Genomic DNA, 18,232 nt, shown 5'->3' with positions numbered 1-18,232 from the left:
AGCCAGGAACCGCGTCTGCTCAAGCCTGTGTCGAGTCGAAGGCAGTGCGCGCGTCGCGCACCGCGTCGTGGTTGTTTTCAGCCCACTGCAACAGATACTGCAAAGCGTCGAACATCGATCGCCCAAGGTCGGTCAGGCTGTATTCGACACTGGGCGGCTTGGTTGGAAACACTTCGCGATGCACATAGCCGTCGCGCTGCAGATCGTAGAGCGTCTGGGTCAGCATGCGCTGCGAGATATCGGGAACCAGCCGCCGCAGCTCGCCGAAGCGATAGGGCTGCTCGGCAAGGGCCGCCGTCAACAGCGAACTCCATTTGCCATTGAGTCCCTGGATGACGTCGCGGACCGGGCAATCCGCGATGTTTCCGCCGTCGGTCATCGCTTTGTAGACTTCGAGTTTGGATTTCAGATTGACGGTCCGGCTGTCCATGGCTGGTTCCCTGCGTGTGCCTACCTCCCGAAAAACTGCCTTCTTTACGGCGGTGGGTCAATTCCTATTTTAGTGCTGGTCTCTTTTTGAGACCGCCACCCGAACCGCCCTTCCGGCGCAATGTCAGGATCCTCCATGACCGCAACTCTTCTCGTCACCGGCGCGTCCGGCCAGCTCGGCCGCAGCGTCATCAACCATCTTCTGGACACGTTCGAGATACCGGCGGCCCGGATCATCGCCACGACCCGCACGCCCGCCAATCTTGCCGACCTGTCGGCGCGCGGCGTCACCGTTCGCGAGGCCGATTTCGACGATCAGGCCTCGCTTGCCAAAGCCTTCGCCGGCGCCGACCGGGCGCTGATCATTTCGACCAACGAGCTGGCGATCCAGGGAAAGCGCCGCGAACAGCAGCTCGCGGCGGTCGCTGCGGCCAGCAAGGCCGGCGTCGGCCACCTGCTTTACACCTCGCTGCCCAACACGGAGCCGGGTTCACCGGTGCTCTTCGCGCCCGACCATTACGACACCGAACAGGCGATCAAGGCCAGCGGCATCCCCTACACGATCTTCCGCAATGGCTGGTATGACGAGAACCTGTTCATGGCGGTGCCGCAGATCCTCGCCTCGGGCCACTGGTATACGTCCGCGGGCGACGGCGCCATTTCCTATGGCGCGCGTGACGACCTCGCCGCGGCCATTGCGGCGGGGCTGGCTTCGGACGCGACCGAAAGCAAGACCTACACACTGACCGGACCCAGGGCCTATACATCAGCCGAAGTCGCCGCACTCGTTACCGAAGTCACCGGCAAACCGATCCAGGTCATTCAGCTTTCGGACGAGGCCTTGGCCGAGGGGATGAAAGGCGCGGGCCTTCCCGAGCCCATCGCCCGGCTTCTCGTATCCTTCGATGCTGCCACGCGCGCCGGCGACCTTGGCATGGTGACGGACTCCGTCGAAAAGCTTTCCGGTCGGAAGTCGGTACCGCTGAAGCAGTTCCTCGAGGCCAACAAGGCCGCACTGGCAGACTGAAACGCGCGCGGCGGGAAGTCTTTCTCCCGCCGCGCTATTTCGGGGTTTTGACCAACCCAAGCCGGATCAGGCTTTCTCCGGTGGCGGCCAGCGCGTCCTCGCGCGAGCGCGGCGCCCAGCCGAGCATGCGCACGGCCTTGGCGTTGGTGGCGTTCTTGACCTTGCCGAGTTCCGTCACCAATTGCGCGGCTTCCGCGTTGAACAGCCCCACCGCCCGCACAAGCCAATCGGGAAGCTCCCGCGTCGAGACCCGCGAGGCGGCGGCGCCGAGCCGCGTCTTCACAGTCCGCGCGATCGCCCGCACCGTCATGAAATCGCCAGCGACGGCCAGAAACCGCTCGCCCTTGGCGGCGGGATTGGTCATGGCGCGCACGTGCAGGTCGGCCACGTCGCGCGCATCGACCACGCCGAAGGACAGGCGCGGCAATCCCGGCATGGCACCGTTCATCATGCGCTGGACAAATTCGGTGGACGTCGAATGGTCTGATCCGAGGACAGGCCCGAAAATTCCGACCGGATTGACGACCGCCAACTCCAAACTGCCACCCTCGGCGGCGATGAAATCCCAAGCCGCGCGCTCGGCGAGCGTCTTCGACTTCACATAGGCGCTGACCTTGGCCGTTGGATCGGTCCAGCTCTCCTCGGTGAAGGGCCGGCCGTCGGGCGGCATCTTGCCATAGCCGATGGCCGCGAAGGACGACGTCAGCACGACGCGCCTGACGCCGGCGTCTCGTGCAGCCTTGAGCACACGCAAAGCGCCTTCGCGGGCCGGAACGATCAGCTCGTCCTCGTGTTTGGGCACGCCGGGCGGGAACGGTGACGCGACATGCAGGACATAGTCGCAGCCGGCGACGGCGTCGGGCCAGCCAGCGTCGCTCATGAGGTCGGCGATGGCAAAGGAGAGCCTGTCGCCCGGCTCAGCGCCGCCGGCCTTCAGCATGGCGATAACGTCGGCTTCGCGCTTGGCGGAGCGTACCGTCGTGCGCACGCGATAGCCCGCCTTCAACAGGGCAAGGATACAGTGCGCGCCAAGGAAACCCGATCCGCCGGTGACAAGCACCAATTCGCCGCTCATCTCAGCCCTCCCCATTCAGGTCGAGACGATCGAACTCGTCAGATCGCCACCTGTGTGCCGATTTCTACCACACGTCCGGTCGGGATCTGGAAATATTCAGTGGCGTCCGCCGCCGTGCGCGCCAGGCCGATGAACAGCCTGTCCTGCCATACCGGCATGCCGGAATTGGGCGAAGCCTTGAGCGAGCGCCGCGACAGGAAGAAGGACGTCGTCATGATGTCGAACTTCCAGCCCTGCTTGCGGCAGATCGCCAACGCGCGCGGGATGTTAGGCTGTTCCATGTAGCCGAAGGTCAGCGTCACCCGCATGAACAGCTCGTTGACCGTCTCCATCTTGACGCGGTCGCTGTCGGGCACCACCGGCTGAGGGGCGGTCACCACCGAAAGGATGACATTCTGTTCGTGCAGCACCTTGTAGTGCTTGAGGCTGTGCATCAGCGAGGTCGGCGCGCTGAGCGGATCGCTGGTCAGGAACACCGCAGTGCCGGATACCAGCTGCGGCTTTTTCTTCAAAAGGTTGCCGGCGAGGAAATCGAGCGGGATCTCGTTGCGGCGGGTCTTGTCGAACAGATAGCGGCTGCCGCGCACCCAGGTCCACATGCCCAGCACGATGGTGAAGGCCACGACCAGCGACGCCCAGCCGCCTTCGAACACCTTGACGATGTTGGAGGCGAAGAAGCCGATGTCGATGAAGGCGAACAGCACCGTCAGCGGAATCGCCAGCGACAGCTTCCATTTCCAGATACGGGTCATGACGACATAGAGCAGCACCGTCGTCACCAGCATGTTGCCGGTCACCGAGATGCCGTAGGCGGAGGCCAGCTTGCTGGACTCGCCGAAGCCGACCACCAGCATCATCACCACCAGGGCCAGCAGCAGGTTGACGCGCGGCATGTAGATCTGGCCGGACTGCTTTTCCGATGTGTGCAGGATTTCCAGCCGCGGCAGCATGTTGAGCTGCACCGCCTGCCGGGTCAGCGAAAAAGCCCCTGAAATGACCGCCTGGCTGGCAATGACGGTAGCCGCCGTCGCCAGCACCACCATCGGGATCAGCGTCCAACCCCCGTTCATCTCGAAGAACGGATGGCCGACCACGCCGCCATTCGCCAGTATGAAGGCGCCTTGCCCGGCATAATTGAGCAGCAGGCAAGGGAAAACGATCGCCAGCCAGGCAAGCACGATCGGCTTGCGGCCGAAATGGCCGAGATCGGCATAGAGCGCTTCCGCGCCGGTCACGGCAAGGAAGACGGCGCCGACCGTCACGAAGGCGACGTCGGGCGAATTGATCAGGAAAGCGACGATATAGTGCGGGCTGACGGCCCACAGGATTTCCGGATCGACGATGATGTGATTGATGCCGGATAGACCGATGGCCAGGAACCACACCGCGGTCACCGGCCCGAACACCAGCCCAACGCCGCCGGTACCGAAGCGCTGGACGGCAAACACCACGGCGAGGATGACCAGCGTCAATGGCACGACATAGGGCTGGAAAGTGGGGGTGACGACATTCATGCCCTCGACCGCCGAAAGCACCGAAATCGCCGGCGTGATGACCGCGTCACCGAAAAACAGCGAGGCGCCGACGATGCCGATGCCGAGAATCACCGCCGAGCGCTTCGGAAAACTGCCGCGGGCCAGCGCCATCAGCGACAGCACGCCGCCCTCGCCGCGGTTGTCGGCACGCAGCACGAACATGATGTACTTTACCGTGACGGTAATAGTCAGCGACCAGATGATCAGCGACAGCACGCCGAGAATATCGGCACGGGTCGCGACATCGCTGCCGGACGAAGCGTGCAACGCCTCCCGGAGCGCATAGATCGGGCTGGTGCCGATATCGCCATAGACCACGCCGAGTGCGCCCAGCATCAACACCTTGGTGCTGTGCTGCTCGATTTCGGGATGGCTCGATTGGTCGACGGGTTCTGCCTCACTACCAGCATTGGCAAGGGCCATGCACGACACTCCGATAAACGCGCGGTGCTCTACGCTTGCTGCAGTGCAATATCAAGTGCCGTAGCGTTATGGCACTCATGTCGGCAGCGCGCGGCTCTTGCGGGGCGACTTCTCGCGGAGGGCAGACCCGCGGCCCGGCAAGCGCGTGTCTGTTAAATGGCGACCTGCGTGCCGATTTCAACGACGCGGCCGGTGGGTATCTGGAAATACTCCGTCGCATCGGCCGCCGAGCGCGCCAGGCCGATGAACAGCCGGTCCTGCCACACGGGCATGCCGGAATTGGGCGAAGCCTTGAGCGAGCGCCGCGACAGGAAGAAGGACGTCGTCATGATGTCGAACTTCCAGCCCTGCTTGCGACAGATCGCCAACGCGCGCGGGATGTTGGGCTGTTCCATGTAGCCGAAAGTCAGCGTCACCCGCATGAACAGCTCGTTGACCGTCTCCATCTTGACGCGTTCGCTGTCGGGCACGACGGGCTGGGGCGCCGTCACCACCGAGAGGATGACGTTCTGCTCGTGCAGCACCTTGTAGTGCTTGAGGCTGTGCATCAGCGCGGTCGGCGCGCTGAGCGGATCGCTGGTCAGGAATACGGCGGTGCCCGAGACCAGCTGCGGCTTTTTCTTCAAAAGGTTGCCGGCGAGGAAATCGAGCGGGATCTCGTTGCGGCGGGTCTTGTCGAAGAGATAGCGGCTGCCGCGTATCCACGTCCACATGATCAGCCCCATCAGGCAGGCAACGGTGATCGAGACCCAGCCGCCTTCCACGATCTTCACGACATTGGCCAGGAAGAAGCCGCTGTCGATGATGCCGAACAGCAAGGTCAGCGCCAGGGCGAGCGCCAGCCTCCATTTCCACATCTTGCGCATCACCACGAACAGCAGGATCGTCGTCATCAGCATTTCGCCGGTCACCGAGATGCCGTAGGCGGATGCCAGCGAACTCGAACTGCCGAAACCGACCACCAGCAGCATCACCCCCAACGCGATGAGCAGATTGACGCGCGGCATATAGATCTGCCCGGACTGCATTTCCGAGGTATGCTGGACCTCGATACGTGGCAGAAGGTTGAGCTGCACCGCCTGCCGGGTCAGCGAAAAAGCACCCGAAATGACCGCCTGGCTGGCAATGACCGTCGCGGCCGTTGCAAGTCCCACCATCGGCATCAGCGCCCAGTCGGGCAGCATCTGGAAGAATGGATTGGTCGGTTTTCCGTCATTGGCGAGCACAAAGGCGCCCTGCCCGAAATAGTTGAGCAGCAGGCAGGGGAAAACCACGGAAAACCATGCCAGCACGATCGGCTTGCGTCCGAAATGGCCGAGATCCACGTAGAGCGCCTCGGCCCCGGTTACAGCCAGGAACACAGCGCCGACAGTGACGAAGGCGGCGGTGGGTGTGCTGGCCAGATAGGCGACCGCGTAATAGGGATTGATGGCCAGCAGGATCGATGGATCATCCATCAAGTGCCAGAGGCCCGCGACACCGATGGCCAGGAACCACAGCGCCGTCACCGGCCCGAACACCGCCGCCACCTTTCCCGTGCCGAAGCGCTGCACGGAAAACAGGATGGCAAGGATGACCAGCGTGATCGGCACCACATAGGCGTCCAGCTTCGGGGTCACCACCGTCAGGCCTTCGACCGCCGACAGCACCGAGATGGCCGGCGTTATGATCGAATCGCCGAAAAACAGCGCCGCGCCGCAAAGACCGATCACGAGGATCAGCCGGGCGCCCTTGGGATAGGCGCTGCGTGCCAACGACATCAGCGACAGCGTGCCGCCTTCGCCCTTGTTGTCGGCGCGAAGCACGAAGGCGACGTATTTGATGGTTACGATGATCGTCAGCGCCCAGACGATAAGCGACAGCACGCCAAGCACGTGAACGCGCGTATCGATGCCGGCTGAGGCGTGAAGCGCCTCGCGAAAAGCGTAAATCGGACTTGTGCCTATATCGCCATAGACGACACCGAGCGCGCCCAGCATCAGGACCTTGGTACTGTGCTGCTCGACCTCCGAATGGCTCGACTGCTCGACGGTTTCAGCCTCGCTCCCGCTATTGGCAAGGGCCATCGACCACTCTCCGAAAAGCGCGCGTTGCTCTATGCATGCTGCGATACGATATCAAGTGCACGCGATGGCTGCCATACCAATACGAAGCATTACCCCTACCAGCCGCAAGCGCTGAGAAACCGACCCACTGTGCCGGCCATGCCATACTCCAACGCGTCGGCTGTCAACCCATGTCCGATCGACACTTCGGCCAATGCCGGAATGCGCCTTGCCAGATCAGGCAGATTGGCCACCGTCAGATCGTGCCCGGCATTGACCTGGAGGCCGGCGGCAAATGCCGCGTCAGCGGTTCTCCCCAACCTTTCCAATTCCTTGGCCGCTTTAGCGAAATCGGAATGGTAGCTGCCATAGGGGCCGGTATAGAGTTCGATACGATCGGCGCCCGTGTCGCGCGCGGCCCCTATGCCGGCGGGATCCGCGTCGGAAAACAGCGAGACCCTGAAACCGCCCTTCTTCAGACGCTTGACGATCGGCGTCAGGAACGCCGCATCGGCAACGAAGTTCCAGCCATGGTCGGAGGTTGCCTGCGCGGGATCGTCAGGCACCAGCGTCACCTGTTCGGGCTGGTGCTTTTCCACGAGCGCCAGGAAATCCTCGCTTGGGTAGCCCTCGATATTGAATTCCGCCTGCGGGAACTCATCGTCGATCAGCGCCCTGATCTCGGGCAGGTCGGAATGCCGGGTGTGACGTTCGTCGGGGCGCGGATGCACCGTCAGCCCATGCGCTCCGGCGGCAAGGGCAAGGCGGCCGACACCGATCACGCTTGGCCATGGCAGGTCGCGCCGGTTACGCAGCATGGCGATGGCGTTGAGGTTGACAGAAAGCTTGGCGGGCATGATTTGGCGTCCGTGAAACAGGCGATCGAGGCGCGCCACGCTCATTCGTTTCGGCGCGACGCATTTTGAAACGGCGCATCTATAGCGTCTTTGACGGGAACAGATAGGGCCTTTCCGGTGTTCCAGAAGACCAACATATTCCGCGAAAGGGAGGTTCCACCTTGAATTTCCTCCAATCCGTGCCGGCGATTCGCCGCATCGACACCAGCCGCGACGACCTCTTTGCCATCGATGTGGTCGGCCATGTCTCGGCTGCGGATGCCGAGAACCTGTTCGGCCTGCTGGAGGCGGCCTATTTGCTCCATCAGAGAATCGACGTGGCCGTGCGCATAATCGATCACGAGGGCGTCGACTGGGCGGATATCTCCGATGAGACCATCAAGAAGGGTGCCGTCCAGGCATTGGAACATATTGGCCGTTGCGCGGCGATCGGCGCCCCTGACTGGACGTCGAACGCGCGACGCGCCTTGCCCGATTCGTCGCCCGTCGAATTCAGGTATTTCAAGCTCGAGGACGAAGCTGCTGCCTGGGAATGGCTCGGCGCGCAGCCGACGAGTGAGGAGGCCACACCCGCTCCAGAAAAACAATGAAACGCGGTTTCCGTCTCCCCGCTTCTATCTGACGATGGTCAGTCGTTCTGCGGCCCGGGTGATGGCCGTGTAAAGCCAGCGCTGGCGCGTTTCCTTGAAGGCCCAGCTTTCGTCGAACAGCACGATCTCGTTCCACTGCGAGCCCTGTGCCTTGTGCACCGTCAGCGCATAGCCATAGTCGAAATCGTCGAAGCGCTTTTTCTGCTGCCAGGGGATTTCGGCGTCCGGATCCTCGAACGCCGCCTTGAGCAGCTTGATCTTGGCGACGCCGCGATCCGGATCGTCCTCTTCGGGCGAAACCAGAAGGTTGATGCCGGGCTTCACCGTCTCGCGCGACGCCGTCATCACCTTCCACAGCGAGCCGTTGAGCAGGCCTTTGGCCGGATCGTTGCGCAGGCACACCAGCTTGTCGCCCGCTTGTGGGTAATCGGCATTGAAGCCTTTCAGTTCGCGCAGGCGCTGGTTGTAGCGCCGCCGCGTGCGGTTGGTGCCGACCAGCACCTGGTCGGCCCTCAGCACCAGTTCCTGGTTGACGTCTTCCTTGCCGATCACCTGCGCGGTGCCATAGTCGCCGCGCATGAATTCGCGGCCCTCGCGCACGTCGAGCGCCAGCCGCAGGATCGGATTGTCGCGCGCCTGCCGGTGGATTTCGGTCAGCAAGAAGTCGGGCTCGTGATCGGTGAAGAAGCCGCCGCCCGAGATCGGCGGCAACTGGCCGGGATCGCCCAGCACCAGGATCGGCGTTCCGAAACTCATCAGGTCGCGGCCAAGCTGCTCGTCGACCATCGAGCATTCGTCGATGACGACCAGTTTCGCGCGCGAGATCGGGCTCTGCCGGTTGAGCGAAAAGGTCGGCGACATCGAGGTCTTGCCGGTCACCTCGTCGGCTACCGATTCCTCGCCCTTGGGCCGGTAAATGAGCGAATGGATGGTGCGGGCGTTGACCGCGCCCTTGGAGCGCAGCACTTGCGCCGCCTTGCCGGTGAAGGCGGCGAACTGCACCTGGCCGTCGACATGCTCGGCAAAATAGCGCGCCAGCGTCGTCTTTCCGGTCCCGGCATAGCCGAAAAGCCGGAACAACTGCGGCTTGCCGGTCTTCAGCCAGCGGGCGACCGCCTGCAGCGCCTCATCTTGTTGGGGTGAAAATTCCATCTGATCGTGTGACCGGATTCGCAAGGCAAAGGCAAGATAGCCGCCACCAGCATCGACACAGCCGGTGGCGACTGCGGTTCAGGCTATCAGCCGCAAGCAAGAACGTAAAGGGAACGAAAAAAGCAGCCGCGCAACTTCAGCTGGCAGCGCGCGGATCGTTCTCCAGCAGGATCGGCTTGCCATGTGGCGTGGCATGCGCGGCGCGCTCCCAGGCCTGCGCCATCGAATCGACATCGGGCTTGGCGGCCAGCGCCTTGGAGGCAAGCAGCCCTTCCAGCGCCGCCAGCCAATGCTCGTAATAATCATGGCCGTCCGCCGCGGCACCTGGCTTCTTCACCTCGGCCGACAGGGCATCCGCCCACTCGCCCCACGAAAACAGGCCCTTGTCGTGCAGCGCCACCGTCATGGCGAACGCTTCGGCCTGCCATGGCTCGGCGAAAACCGGTGCGTCGAGGCCAGCGGGCAAACTGGCGGCGGGCCCCTTCTTCGCCTCAGACCGGCTCAAGATAACTCTCCCAGGCGTCGATTGAGACGGTCAGTGTCGGGTCGGCGCTCTCGCCCCAGATTTCCGTGCCATCGAAAACCACGGTATAGACCCACTGCGGATTCTCGCCCTGCCCATGCGCGTTGCTGTCGGGAAAGACGAAGCCGTCGCGCACCGCCTCGATCGTGCCCTGCTTGTCCCGCGCATAACGCGGCAGCCTGGTATGACCGGTCGGGTTGATGTTTTTGGTTCGCACCGAATCACCGGCCTTGAAGCGCGGCGCTGTCTCGACCGGCCGGTCACAAGGACCGCCCTTGGCCAGAACGGCCGGCACATTCTCGGCCTTCAGCACCCGTTTCGGGGTCGCCGCCGGATCGATCGCCTCGCCTGCCCTGAGGTCGCGCTCGCTGACGAAGCCGTGCCGCTTGAGCAGGGTCTCCAGCGCCTTGATCCAGATTTGATAGTAGCTCGAGCCATAATAGTCGGCCGGATGCAGCGATTCCCGCGCGTGCCGGCTCTCGTCGATGTTCCAGGCCCCCATGCCGCCGGCGCAGAGCGTCACGCCGAGCGCCCGCCTCTCCCATTCCGCATGGAAATAGGGTTCATCCTTTTCGGGCGAGATCGGGCCGAATCCCATCTGTCCGCCGAGATCCTGCGGCCCGTTCATGCCGGTTGCCTCGCCAGAGCGGTGCCGATCATCGCATCGCGGCTGACCAGTTCGGCCAGCCGCTCCTCGCTCCAGCCTTCGGTGCGCTCGGGCCGCATCGGCACGACGAGATAGCGCAGTTCCGCCGTCGAATCGCAGACGCGTATCTTCGTCCCGGCCGGCAGCACCAGCCCGAATTCCTCGAGCACGCCGCGCGGATCGATCACCGCCCGCGACCGGTAGGGCGGCGCCTTGTACCACACCGGCGGCAAGCCAAGCACCGACCAGGGATAGCAGGAGCACAGCGTGCAGACGACGAGGTTGTGGGTATCCCCGGTGTTGAAAACCGCCTGCATGTGCTCGCCTTGGCGCCCGCTATAGCCCAGCGATTCGATCGCCGCCGTCGCATCGCGCTTCAGCCACTCGGCAAAGGCGGGATCGCTCCACGCCTTGGCCACCACCCTGGCGCCGTTGCGCGGGCCGATTTTCGTCTCGTAGGTATCGACGATGACGTCGATCGCGGCCGGATCGATCAGCCCCTTGCGGGTCAGGATGGTTTCGAGCGCCCGCACCCGGGCGGCAAACGGATCGAGTTCGTTGTCATGGTCATGATCGTGGGACATGACGGCAAATTACGGTTCCGACCCGCCGGCCGCAAGCTCCATGGCTTGGGCCAACGGGGGCCGGCGTCTTGCCTGCCCTGCTACTCGGCGGCCGTCTTCTGCGGCTCAGCCGGGATGTCGTCATTGGTGCCGAACAGCGAAGGCTGATCGCCTTCTTCGACCAGATGCATCTCACCCTTGCGCTTTGGCAAGAGACCGACGAGCCAGCCGGAGAAGTTCTCCATATAGACGTAGATCACCGGCGTCACGAACAGCGTCAGCGCCTGCGAGGCGAGCAGGCCGCCGACGACGGCTACGCCCAGCGGCTGGCGAAGTTCCGCGCTGGCGCCGGTACCGAGCGCGATCGGAAACGTGCCCATCAGTGCCGCCAGCGTCGTCATCATGATCGGCCTGAACCGCATCAGGCAGGCCTTGTGGATGGAGTCCGTGGCCGACATGCCTTCTCGTCGCAGTTCGAGCGCGACGTCGACCATCATGATGCCGTTCTTCTTGACGATGCCGATCAGCATCAGGATGCCGATCACCGCGATGACCGACAGGTCCATGCCGGCGAAGCGCAGCGCAACGAGCGCTCCCAACACCGCCGATGGCAGGCCCGTGAGAATGGTGAGCGGGTGGATGAAGCTCTCATAGAGGATGCCGAGCACGATATAGATGGTCAGGATCGCGCCGCCGATCAGCAGGCCCTGGTTGGCAAGTGAATCCTGGAAGGTCTTGGCCGTGCCGGCAAAAGTGGTCGAGATCGCCTTCGGCATGCCGATCTGCTCTTTGATCGCGTTGATGCGCGTCACGCTGTCGCCGAGCGCCACGCCTTGCGGCAGATTGTAGGAGATCGTCACCGCCGGGAGCTGACCGAGTTGGTTGACGGTCAAAGCTCCAGCCGTGCGATCGACCCGGGCGAAGGCGCCAAGCGGCACCAACCTGCCGCTCGCCGTCCTGACCTGAATGGCCAGCATCCGCTCCGGCGACCATTCGATTTGCGGATCGAGCTCCATGACGACCTCGTAGCTGTCGGCCGAACCGAAGATCGTCGAGACCTGTGCGGTGCCGAAACCGCCATAGAGACTTGAACGCAGCGTATCGGTGTCGATGCCGAGTTGGGCGGCCTTGTCACGGTCGACCACCAGCGTTGCCTGCAGCGCATTGTTCTGCAGATCGCTGGTGACGTCGGTGAAGGTCGCGTGGTCCGCCGCCATGGCGTCGTCCATCTTCTGCGCCCAGATATCGGCCTGCGCCGTATCGAGGCCTTGCACGACAAGCTGATAAGCGCTGGCGGAGGAACGCGAACCGAGCCTGAGGTTCTGCACCGGCTGCATGTAAGTTTCGATACCGGCCACACTGGAAAGCTGCCGCCTCAGATCGGCCTGCACCTTCTCGATGTCGGGGCGCTGGCTCTTATCCTTGAGCTGCACATAGAGACGGCCCTGATTGAGGGCGCTGCCCCCACCGCCGACTGACCAGGCCACATGTGTTACGTATGGGGAATGCGAGAAGACATCGGCAACCTGGCTCTGCAGTTTGACCATGGCGTCGAAGGAAATGTCCTGCCGGGCAATCGTCGTCACCGACACTTGGCCGATATCCTCTTGTGGGAAAAAGCCTTTTGGAGAAATCTGGATCAGCCATACCGACAGTGCAGCCGTTCCGATGAAGACCAGAAACACTAGGAAGGTGTGCCGCAGGCAGAAGGTCAAAATCCAGTCATAGCTGCGTGTGAAAAGATCATGCCTGTGGCCACCGCCATGTGCCTCACGGTCGGCCTTGCTGACAGACAGCAGCCGCGAACAAAGCATGGGCGTCAGCGTCAGCGACACGAACATCGACGCCAGGATCGCGACGGTCACCACGACGGCGAATTCGTTGAAGATGCGCCCGATCACACCGCCCATCAGAAGCACGGGAATGAACACAGCCACCAGCGAGATCGAGATCGAGATGATGGTGAAACCGATCTCGCGCGCGCCTTTCAGCGCCGCGTCGAACGCTGACAGCCCATCCTCTTCCATGTGACGGAAGATGTTCTCGAGCATCACGATGGCGTCGTCGACGACGAGCCCCACCGCCAGTGTCAGGCCCATCAATGAGATATTGTCGATGGAAAAGCCGAACAGGAACATCGCGCCGAGCGTTGCGATCAGCGAAATCGGCACCGCCACCGCAGGAATGATCGTCGCGGTGACACGGCGCAGGAACACGAAGATCACCATCACCACCAGCGCGATGGTCAGAAGCAGCGTGAACTGCACGTCGTTGACGGCCTGGCGGATCGATGTCGAGCGGTCGTTGAGAAGCTTGATCGAGGCAGCTGCCGGCATCTGATCCTGGAACGAGGGCAGCATCGCCTTGACCTTGTCGACCACGTCGACCGTGTTGGCGTCGGGCTGGCGCTGGACTGCGAGGATGATGGCGCGGGTGCCATCATACCAGCTCGCCGTCGTGGTGGTCTGAACCGAATCGATGACACGTGTCACCTCCCCCAACCGCACGGGATGGCCGTTCTTGGTGGCGATGATGAGGTTGGAGAAGCCGGCAGCGTTGGTGAGCTGGGTGTTGGCGGTGATGGTGAGCTGCTGCTTGTTGTTCTGCAGCACGCCGAGCGGCGTGTTGCTGTTGGCGGATGCGATCGCCGTCTGCAACTGGTCGATCGAGATGCCGCGCGCCGCCAGCGCGGTCGGATCAATCTGGACACGCACCGCATATTTCTGCTGGCCATAGATCGAAACCTGCGCCACACCATCGATCGTCGAAAGCGAAGGCGAGATGACATTTTCCGCGAAAGCATCGAGATCCGTCAGCGGGACCGTATCGCTGACCAGCGACATCAAAAGGATCGGCGCGTCGGCCGGATTGACCTTGCGGTAGCTGGGCGGGGCCGTCATCTCCGGCGGCAGTTGCCGCTGCGTGCGCGCGATTGCCGCCTGGACGTCGGCCGCGGCCGCGTCGATGTCGCGGTTGAGCACGAACTGGATGGCGATCGAAGTCTGACCGAGCGAGTTGGTGGTCGAAATGGAATCGATGCCGGCGATGGTCGCGAACTGCTTGATCAGCGGCGTCGCCACGGATGTGGCCATGGTTTCCGGCGATGCACCAGGCAGCTGTGCCGACACGTTGACCACCGGGAACTCCGCGCTCGGCAGTGCCGCCACCGGCAGGAACTTGTAAGCGAAAATACCGCCCAGAATGAGGGCGAACGACATCAGCAGCGTTGCGACGGGCCTGCGAATGCAGAATTCGGAAATCATTGGGCCGCCTCGCCGGCGTTGGTCGCCTCGGCCACCTTGGGCGCGGCATTCGCCGTGGCCTTGCCTTCATGCACCGCCGCACCGTCCTTCAGCCTTGTCTGGCCTTCGGTGACGACCTTCTCACCGCTTTTCAGCCCTTGGCTGATGGCGCTGTTCTGGCCTTCGGTCAGCGCCACCTGCACCGGCCGCATCTCGACGGTGTTGTCGGGCTTGACCACATAGACGAACGACCCCTTCTGGCTGGGCTGGACCGCGACGGTCGGAACCGAGGTCATCCGCGGCATGACGCCGGCGTCGAGCACGACGTTCACATACTGGCCGGGCCATAGCGAAAGATCGGCATTGGGAATGCTTGCCCGTGTGGCGATTGTGCCCGACGCGGTGTCGACGCTGGAATCGACGAAATCGAGCGTGCCCTTGCCGATCGGCGTCGGGTCGCCGCTTTGGGTCAACGTCACGGCGTTCTGCTGTGGATTGGCAAGCGCCTTGTGCAGCAGCGCAAGGTCGCTTTCCGGCAGATTGAAGTTGACCTGCAGCGGGTCCATCTGGGTGATGGTCACCAGCGGCGTCGCCGTGCTGCTGTTGCCATTGCTGACAGTCACGAGGTCGCCGACGGCGACATTCACGGCACCCAGCCTGCCGGCGATCGGCGCGGTGATGGTGGCAAAGCCAAGCTGGACATTGTCCGCGTCGATCGTCGCCTTGTCGGCATCGACGGTCGCCGCCGCCGCCTTCTGCGCGGCAACGGCCTGATCGTAAGTCTGCTGCGTACCGGCCTGTTTGGCGACAAGGTCCTTGGCGCGCTGAAGATCGGAACTCGAACTGGCGAGCAGCGCCTGGTCCTTGGCAAGTGTTGCTTGGTCCTTGGCGAGTTGAGCCTTCAGCGCCCGGTCGTCGAGCGAGAACAGGAGGTCGCCTGCCTTCACCATCTGCCCGTCCTTGACGTCGATCGACACGATCTGGCTGGAGACGCGCGCGTTGATGTTGACCACGGCCGGAGAGGAGACGAAGCCGATGGCATAGCGGCGGATCGGAAAGTCGGCCGTCGTTGCCGTCGCCGAAACGATCGAGGCCGAACGGGCGCCACCGCCGCCACCGGACTGTTTGCCGCCTGCCGGCTTGTCGGCCGCCGGCTTGTCTGTCGCGGCGACCTGCTTTGCGCCGATGATCTGCCGTGCCTTGTTCAGCGCGTCTGGCGACAGATAGAGCCAGGCCGCGCCGACACATGCGACCGCAAGCAATAATAGAATGACTTTTCCACGCATCGACAAAAAGACCTCTCCGTCCGACACGCCATAGCCAGGTGGTCGTATTCTAGCGCAATTCACGGCTCATTGCCGCGATTTCGCCGAATAGATAGGACGCGGGTTTGTCGGAAAAGGGCCAAAACACGGCATTACGAAGATTTAATGTGCACTGCACAATAGTTGTGCAGCCGGGCCGATGGGACACATTCAGCGTCGTGAGACGAGATCACGCACTTTCGTCCGGCCTCAACCAGGCCGGCTTTGGGGGCTTTCATGCCGTGAGTTACTTGGCAAGCCATCTCGTCGAAGCCATCGGGCGCCACGTTGGTTACGTCGCTTTTATGGCTAACTAGCCTGCGAGGCGTGCCTCGGCATGATTGTCCTTTGGTACGGCCTCCGCCGTCAATCTGAGCCCGAGTGCCCTCATGACGCCGAGCAGGGTTGAAAGTTTGGGATCGCCCTTGTCGCTTAGAGCCTTGTACAGCGCCTCACGTGTCACGCCAGCGTCTTTGGCAATGGATGTCATGCCCCGAGATCTGGCCACGTTGCCGAGCGCATGGGTGATAAGGGCGGGATCGCCGTCTTCGAAGGCCGCTTCGATATAAGCGAAGATTTCCTCCTCGCTGTCGAGGAATTCTGAAGCGTCCCATTTGGTGGTTTCGATGGTCATTTGACCTCCTTCGCCATGCCGATGGCTTTCTTGGTGTCAGCCTTTTGTGATGACTTGCCGCCGCCGCAGAGCAGGATAATGATCGTGTTGCTCGCCTTGACGAAATAGATGCGATAGCCCGGACCATGGTCGACCCGCAATTCGCCGATGCCATCGAAAACTTGGCATCGCCAAGGTTGCCAAGCTCGACACGATCGATCCGAATCTGAATGCGAGCCTTGGCGCGGACATCCTTGAGGGACTTGAACCAGCCGGCGAATTCAGCTGTTTTCCGGACTTCGATCATGGATCGCTTTGTAATCCATAGTTCACAAATGGTCAAAATGGATGTGAACCAGAGTTTACAGAATGCCCCCGCTTTGTGCGTGCCGCGCCTGAAGGCCTTAACTTACCGCAGCATTGGCCAAAGCGTCGCCGCCAGCAGCACGCCCATGGCTATGTTGAACCATTTCAGCCGCATCGGGTCGGACAGGAAACCGCGTAACGCCGTACCGAATCCCGCCCAGACCGAGACGCTGGGAAGATTGACCACGGTGAAAGCCATGCCAATCAGGACGACGGACAGGAACGGCCGCTCCGGATTGGTGTAGACGGCCATCGCGGTGATCGCCATCACCCAGGCCTTGGGATTGACCCATTGGAAAGCCGCCGCATCGATGAAGCGCATCGGCCGCGTATCCGTCTCACCCTTGCCGCCAAGCGAGCGTGACATCGCGATCTTCCAGGCCAGGTAGAGCAGATAGACGGCGCCGGCTATCTTCAGCCCGGTGTGCAGCGTCGGGAACGCGGTCAGCACCGCGCCAAGCCCGAAGCCGACGGCGAGCAACAGGACGAGAAAACCGATGCTGATGCCGAGCAGGTGCGGCACGCTTCTGACCAGTCCGAAATTGACGCCGGAGGCCAGCAGCATGAGGTTGTTCGGCCCCGGCGTGATCGACGTCACGAAGGCATAGACGAGCAGTGCGAGGAATGCATCGAGTGACATCGGGCTCACTAGCGCAATTCCAGGAAAAGTGCGTAGCGGTTTTCCATCCGAAATTGCGTAAAAACAGGAAGGTCAGCAATATTGACTTAGATACCCGAAGCACCTGCCGCAACAGCAATCCGTTGGTCCACTCGCGGCCGCTGGCTGCCCATGATCATGAAGCCGGCAACCGCCTGTCAACGACAGCCATGCCCTGCTCCCTGCCGCGTAGCCGGCGCAACCCCTTCCGCCTTGGCGTATTCTCCGGCAGCTTTACGCCGTGAGCGAGACCGAGGCCGGCAAGAACCCGGATGAAGATCCAGCCAAGGTCGATCTGCCCCCGCTCCAGGCCGAGCCGCGCCGATTCGGGAAAGGCGTGATGATTGCCGTGAAAACTCTCGCCGAACGTGACCAATCCGAACCGTGGCAGATTGTAGCCCTGCACCGCCACGCCGTCCACGCACCATCCCTGGTCCCCGCCTCGATGCGCGAAATGGCCGACCAGCCAATGTCCGGTGAGGGATACCGAAACACGCACCGCGATGCCCCAGACGACCCAGCTCCAGCCGCCGACAGCCAAGAACAGAACGGCCCATGGCAGCTGCTGCAGCATCCATGTGCGTTCCAGGAATTTGTAGAACCGGTCATTCCTGATCGACGGCTCGATGACGAAATCGGGCGGATCGCGCAAGACGACCGCGCAATGCATCTGCCAGAAAGCGTCGATGAAAAACGGCCGGCGGTGCGCATGCAGGTCGTGGCAAGCCGTCTGGCGCTGTGCCCAGTCACGGATGTCATGCGCATGGATCATCCCGAAAGGGCCGGCCATGCCGACCAGCACGCCGAGATAGACCAGCGCGTGTTCGATCCAGATATGGACCTTGAAGGAGCGATGGATGAGCAGCCGGTGCATGCCGACCGAATGCCCGGCGCAGATGGTCACCGCGCTCGTGACGACGAACAGGAGAAAGGCGCTCCAGCTGAAGGTAAGCGGTCCGAACACGATGGCGACAATCGTCATCGCGCCGACCCAGATCGACTTGGCCGGCATCCAGACAACCCTGCCATCGCGTGCGTCGCTGTCTTGTCGAGAAATCATTCTGCCCGTGGATATGGTCTTCATCGGGAACCCCTCCTCGCATGAACATTTTCCGAACCACAGCCTTGCCTTTTGGCGTCCCGGCCAGTATTTAGGCAATAAGCTAATCATCTATTATGCCGGA

At 62.5% G+C, this 18,232-nt stretch carries 17 protein-coding genes; 2 read left to right on the top strand and 15 right to left on the bottom strand.

The genetic code is table 11. The features are described from left to right. Positions 1-19: 19 nt before the first annotated feature. The gene (locus tag FJ970_RS15780) at positions 20-430 is read right to left on the bottom strand and encodes a winged helix-turn-helix transcriptional regulator (RefSeq protein WP_140758067.1); all 411 of its coding nucleotides are present in this window, start codon (positions 428-430) and stop codon (positions 20-22) included. A 135-nt stretch (positions 431-565) separates the two neighbouring features. Between FJ970_RS15780 and FJ970_RS15775 the strand changes: the two genes are divergently transcribed. Continuing rightward, on the top strand, positions 566-1,456 hold the full coding sequence (locus FJ970_RS15775) for an SDR family oxidoreductase (RefSeq protein ID WP_140758068.1): 891 nt from the start codon (positions 566-568) through the stop codon (positions 1,454-1,456). A gap of 34 nt (positions 1,457-1,490) precedes the next feature. Here the strand turns inward: FJ970_RS15775 and FJ970_RS15770 are convergent, their stop codons facing one another. The 4 genes from FJ970_RS15770 to FJ970_RS15755 form a co-directional block, all read right to left on the bottom strand. Then, the gene (locus FJ970_RS15770; protein ID WP_140758069.1) at positions 1,491-2,531 is read right to left on the bottom strand and encodes an SDR family oxidoreductase; all 1,041 of its coding nucleotides are present in this window, start codon (positions 2,529-2,531) and stop codon (positions 1,491-1,493) included. A 38-nt stretch (positions 2,532-2,569) separates the two neighbouring features. Then, the gene (locus FJ970_RS15765) at positions 2,570-4,489 is read right to left on the bottom strand and encodes a potassium transporter Kup (protein WP_140758070.1); all 1,920 of its coding nucleotides are present in this window, start codon (positions 4,487-4,489) and stop codon (positions 2,570-2,572) included. Positions 4,490-4,641: 152 nt separating this feature from the next. Then, complete coding sequence (locus FJ970_RS15760) at positions 4,642-6,555, bottom strand: potassium transporter Kup (RefSeq protein ID WP_140758071.1); 1,914 nt, start codon at positions 6,553-6,555, stop codon at positions 4,642-4,644. Between the two features lie 95 nt (positions 6,556-6,650). Further along, positions 6,651-7,391 (bottom strand): pyridoxine 5'-phosphate synthase, encoded by a 741-nt coding sequence (locus tag FJ970_RS15755; RefSeq protein WP_140758072.1) that lies wholly within the window; start codon positions 7,389-7,391, stop codon positions 6,651-6,653. A gap of 161 nt (positions 7,392-7,552) precedes the next feature. Here FJ970_RS15755 and FJ970_RS15750 point away from each other — a divergent pair, with 161 nt between their 5' ends. Then, positions 7,553-7,981 (top strand): STAS/SEC14 domain-containing protein, encoded by a 429-nt coding sequence (locus FJ970_RS15750; RefSeq protein WP_140758073.1) that lies wholly within the window; start codon positions 7,553-7,555, stop codon positions 7,979-7,981. Between the two features lie 24 nt (positions 7,982-8,005). On the opposite strand, the gene FJ970_RS15745 is transcribed toward FJ970_RS15750, so the two are convergent. From FJ970_RS15745 to FJ970_RS15700, 10 genes are all read right to left on the bottom strand, one after another. After that, positions 8,006-9,133 (bottom strand): ATP-dependent DNA helicase, encoded by a 1,128-nt coding sequence (locus FJ970_RS15745; protein WP_140758074.1) that lies wholly within the window; start codon positions 9,131-9,133, stop codon positions 8,006-8,008. Positions 9,134-9,269: 136 nt separating this feature from the next. Next, positions 9,270-9,638, bottom strand: coding sequence for a nitrile hydratase accessory protein (locus FJ970_RS15740; RefSeq protein ID WP_181178466.1), 369 nt, complete (start codon positions 9,636-9,638; stop codon positions 9,270-9,272). Further along, entirely contained in the window at positions 9,625-10,284 is a 660-nt protein-coding gene (gene nthB / locus FJ970_RS15735; RefSeq protein WP_140758075.1) for a nitrile hydratase subunit beta, read from the bottom strand. Before nthB ends, FJ970_RS15740 begins: the two co-directional genes overlap by 14 nt. Beyond that, on the bottom strand, positions 10,281-10,886 hold the full coding sequence (nthA, locus tag FJ970_RS15730; protein WP_140758076.1) for a nitrile hydratase subunit alpha: 606 nt from the start codon (positions 10,884-10,886) through the stop codon (positions 10,281-10,283). Before nthA ends, nthB begins: the two co-directional genes overlap by 4 nt. Before the next feature lie 80 nt (positions 10,887-10,966). Beyond that, positions 10,967-14,128, bottom strand: a complete 3,162-nt coding sequence (locus FJ970_RS15725) for an efflux RND transporter permease subunit (RefSeq protein ID WP_140758077.1) — start codon at positions 14,126-14,128, stop codon at positions 10,967-10,969. Further along, positions 14,125-15,393, bottom strand: a complete 1,269-nt coding sequence (locus FJ970_RS15720; RefSeq protein ID WP_140758078.1) for an efflux RND transporter periplasmic adaptor subunit — start codon at positions 15,391-15,393, stop codon at positions 14,125-14,127. The genes FJ970_RS15725 and FJ970_RS15720 overlap by 4 nt, the downstream gene beginning before the upstream one ends. 331 nt (positions 15,394-15,724) lie before the next feature. Continuing rightward, positions 15,725-16,045: an addiction module antidote protein gene (locus FJ970_RS15715; protein WP_140758079.1), complete on the bottom strand. Its 321-nt coding sequence runs from the start codon at positions 16,043-16,045 to the stop codon at positions 15,725-15,727. Beyond that, positions 16,042-16,185 carry a hypothetical protein gene (locus FJ970_RS33800; RefSeq protein WP_321575678.1) on the bottom strand — a complete coding sequence of 48 codons (144 nt, stop codon included), beginning with the start codon at positions 16,183-16,185 and terminating at the stop codon, positions 16,042-16,044. The genes FJ970_RS15715 and FJ970_RS33800 overlap by 4 nt, the downstream gene beginning before the upstream one ends. A gap of 248 nt (positions 16,186-16,433) precedes the next feature. After that, positions 16,434-17,030, bottom strand: coding sequence for a LysE family translocator (locus tag FJ970_RS15705; protein ID WP_140758080.1), 597 nt, complete (start codon positions 17,028-17,030; stop codon positions 16,434-16,436). Between the two features lie 154 nt (positions 17,031-17,184). Continuing rightward, complete coding sequence (locus FJ970_RS15700; protein ID WP_140758081.1) at positions 17,185-18,132, bottom strand: acyl-CoA desaturase; 948 nt, start codon at positions 18,130-18,132, stop codon at positions 17,185-17,187. Positions 18,133-18,232: the final 100 nt, after the last annotated feature.

The organism is Mesorhizobium sp. B2-1-8 (genome assembly GCF_006442545.2).
GTDB lineage: Bacteria > Pseudomonadota > Alphaproteobacteria > Rhizobiales > Rhizobiaceae > Mesorhizobium.
The sequence above is the reverse complement of the archived record's forward strand: the minus strand, read 5'-3'. Positions and strand labels throughout refer to the sequence as shown.

Excerpts from the sequence above, each read along its gene's own strand:
- nthA (WP_140758076.1), bottom strand. The coding sequence starts at position 10,886 with ATGTCCCACGATCATGACCATGACAACGAACTCGATCCGTTTGCCGCC.
- FJ970_RS15760 (WP_140758071.1), bottom strand. The coding sequence starts at position 6,555 with ATGGCCCTTGCCAATAGCGGGAGCGAGGCTGAAACCGTCGAGCAGTCG.
- FJ970_RS15700 (WP_140758081.1), bottom strand. The coding sequence starts at position 18,132 with ATGAAGACCATATCCACGGGCAGAATGATTTCTCGACAAGACAGCGAC.
- FJ970_RS15720 (WP_140758078.1), bottom strand. The coding sequence starts at position 15,393 with ATGCGTGGAAAAGTCATTCTATTATTGCTTGCGGTCGCATGTGTCGGC.
- FJ970_RS15745 (WP_140758074.1), bottom strand. The coding sequence starts at position 9,133 with ATGGAATTTTCACCCCAACAAGATGAGGCGCTGCAGGCGGTCGCCCGC.
- FJ970_RS15705 (WP_140758080.1), bottom strand. The coding sequence starts at position 17,030 with ATGTCACTCGATGCATTCCTCGCACTGCTCGTCTATGCCTTCGTGACG.
- FJ970_RS15715 (WP_140758079.1), bottom strand. The coding sequence starts at position 16,045 with ATGACCATCGAAACCACCAAATGGGACGCTTCAGAATTCCTCGACAGC.
- FJ970_RS15770 (WP_140758069.1), bottom strand. The coding sequence starts at position 2,531 with ATGAGCGGCGAATTGGTGCTTGTCACCGGCGGATCGGGTTTCCTTGGC.
- FJ970_RS15755 (WP_140758072.1), bottom strand. The coding sequence starts at position 7,391 with ATGCCCGCCAAGCTTTCTGTCAACCTCAACGCCATCGCCATGCTGCGT.
- FJ970_RS15780 (WP_140758067.1), bottom strand. The coding sequence starts at position 430 with ATGGACAGCCGGACCGTCAATCTGAAATCCAAACTCGAAGTCTACAAA.
- FJ970_RS15765 (WP_140758070.1), bottom strand. The coding sequence starts at position 4,489 with ATGGCCCTTGCCAATGCTGGTAGTGAGGCAGAACCCGTCGACCAATCG.
- nthB (WP_140758075.1), bottom strand. The coding sequence starts at position 10,284 with ATGAACGGGCCGCAGGATCTCGGCGGACAGATGGGATTCGGCCCGATC.
- FJ970_RS15775 (WP_140758068.1), top strand. The coding sequence starts at position 566 with ATGACCGCAACTCTTCTCGTCACCGGCGCGTCCGGCCAGCTCGGCCGC.
- FJ970_RS15725 (WP_140758077.1), bottom strand. The coding sequence starts at position 14,128 with ATGATTTCCGAATTCTGCATTCGCAGGCCCGTCGCAACGCTGCTGATG.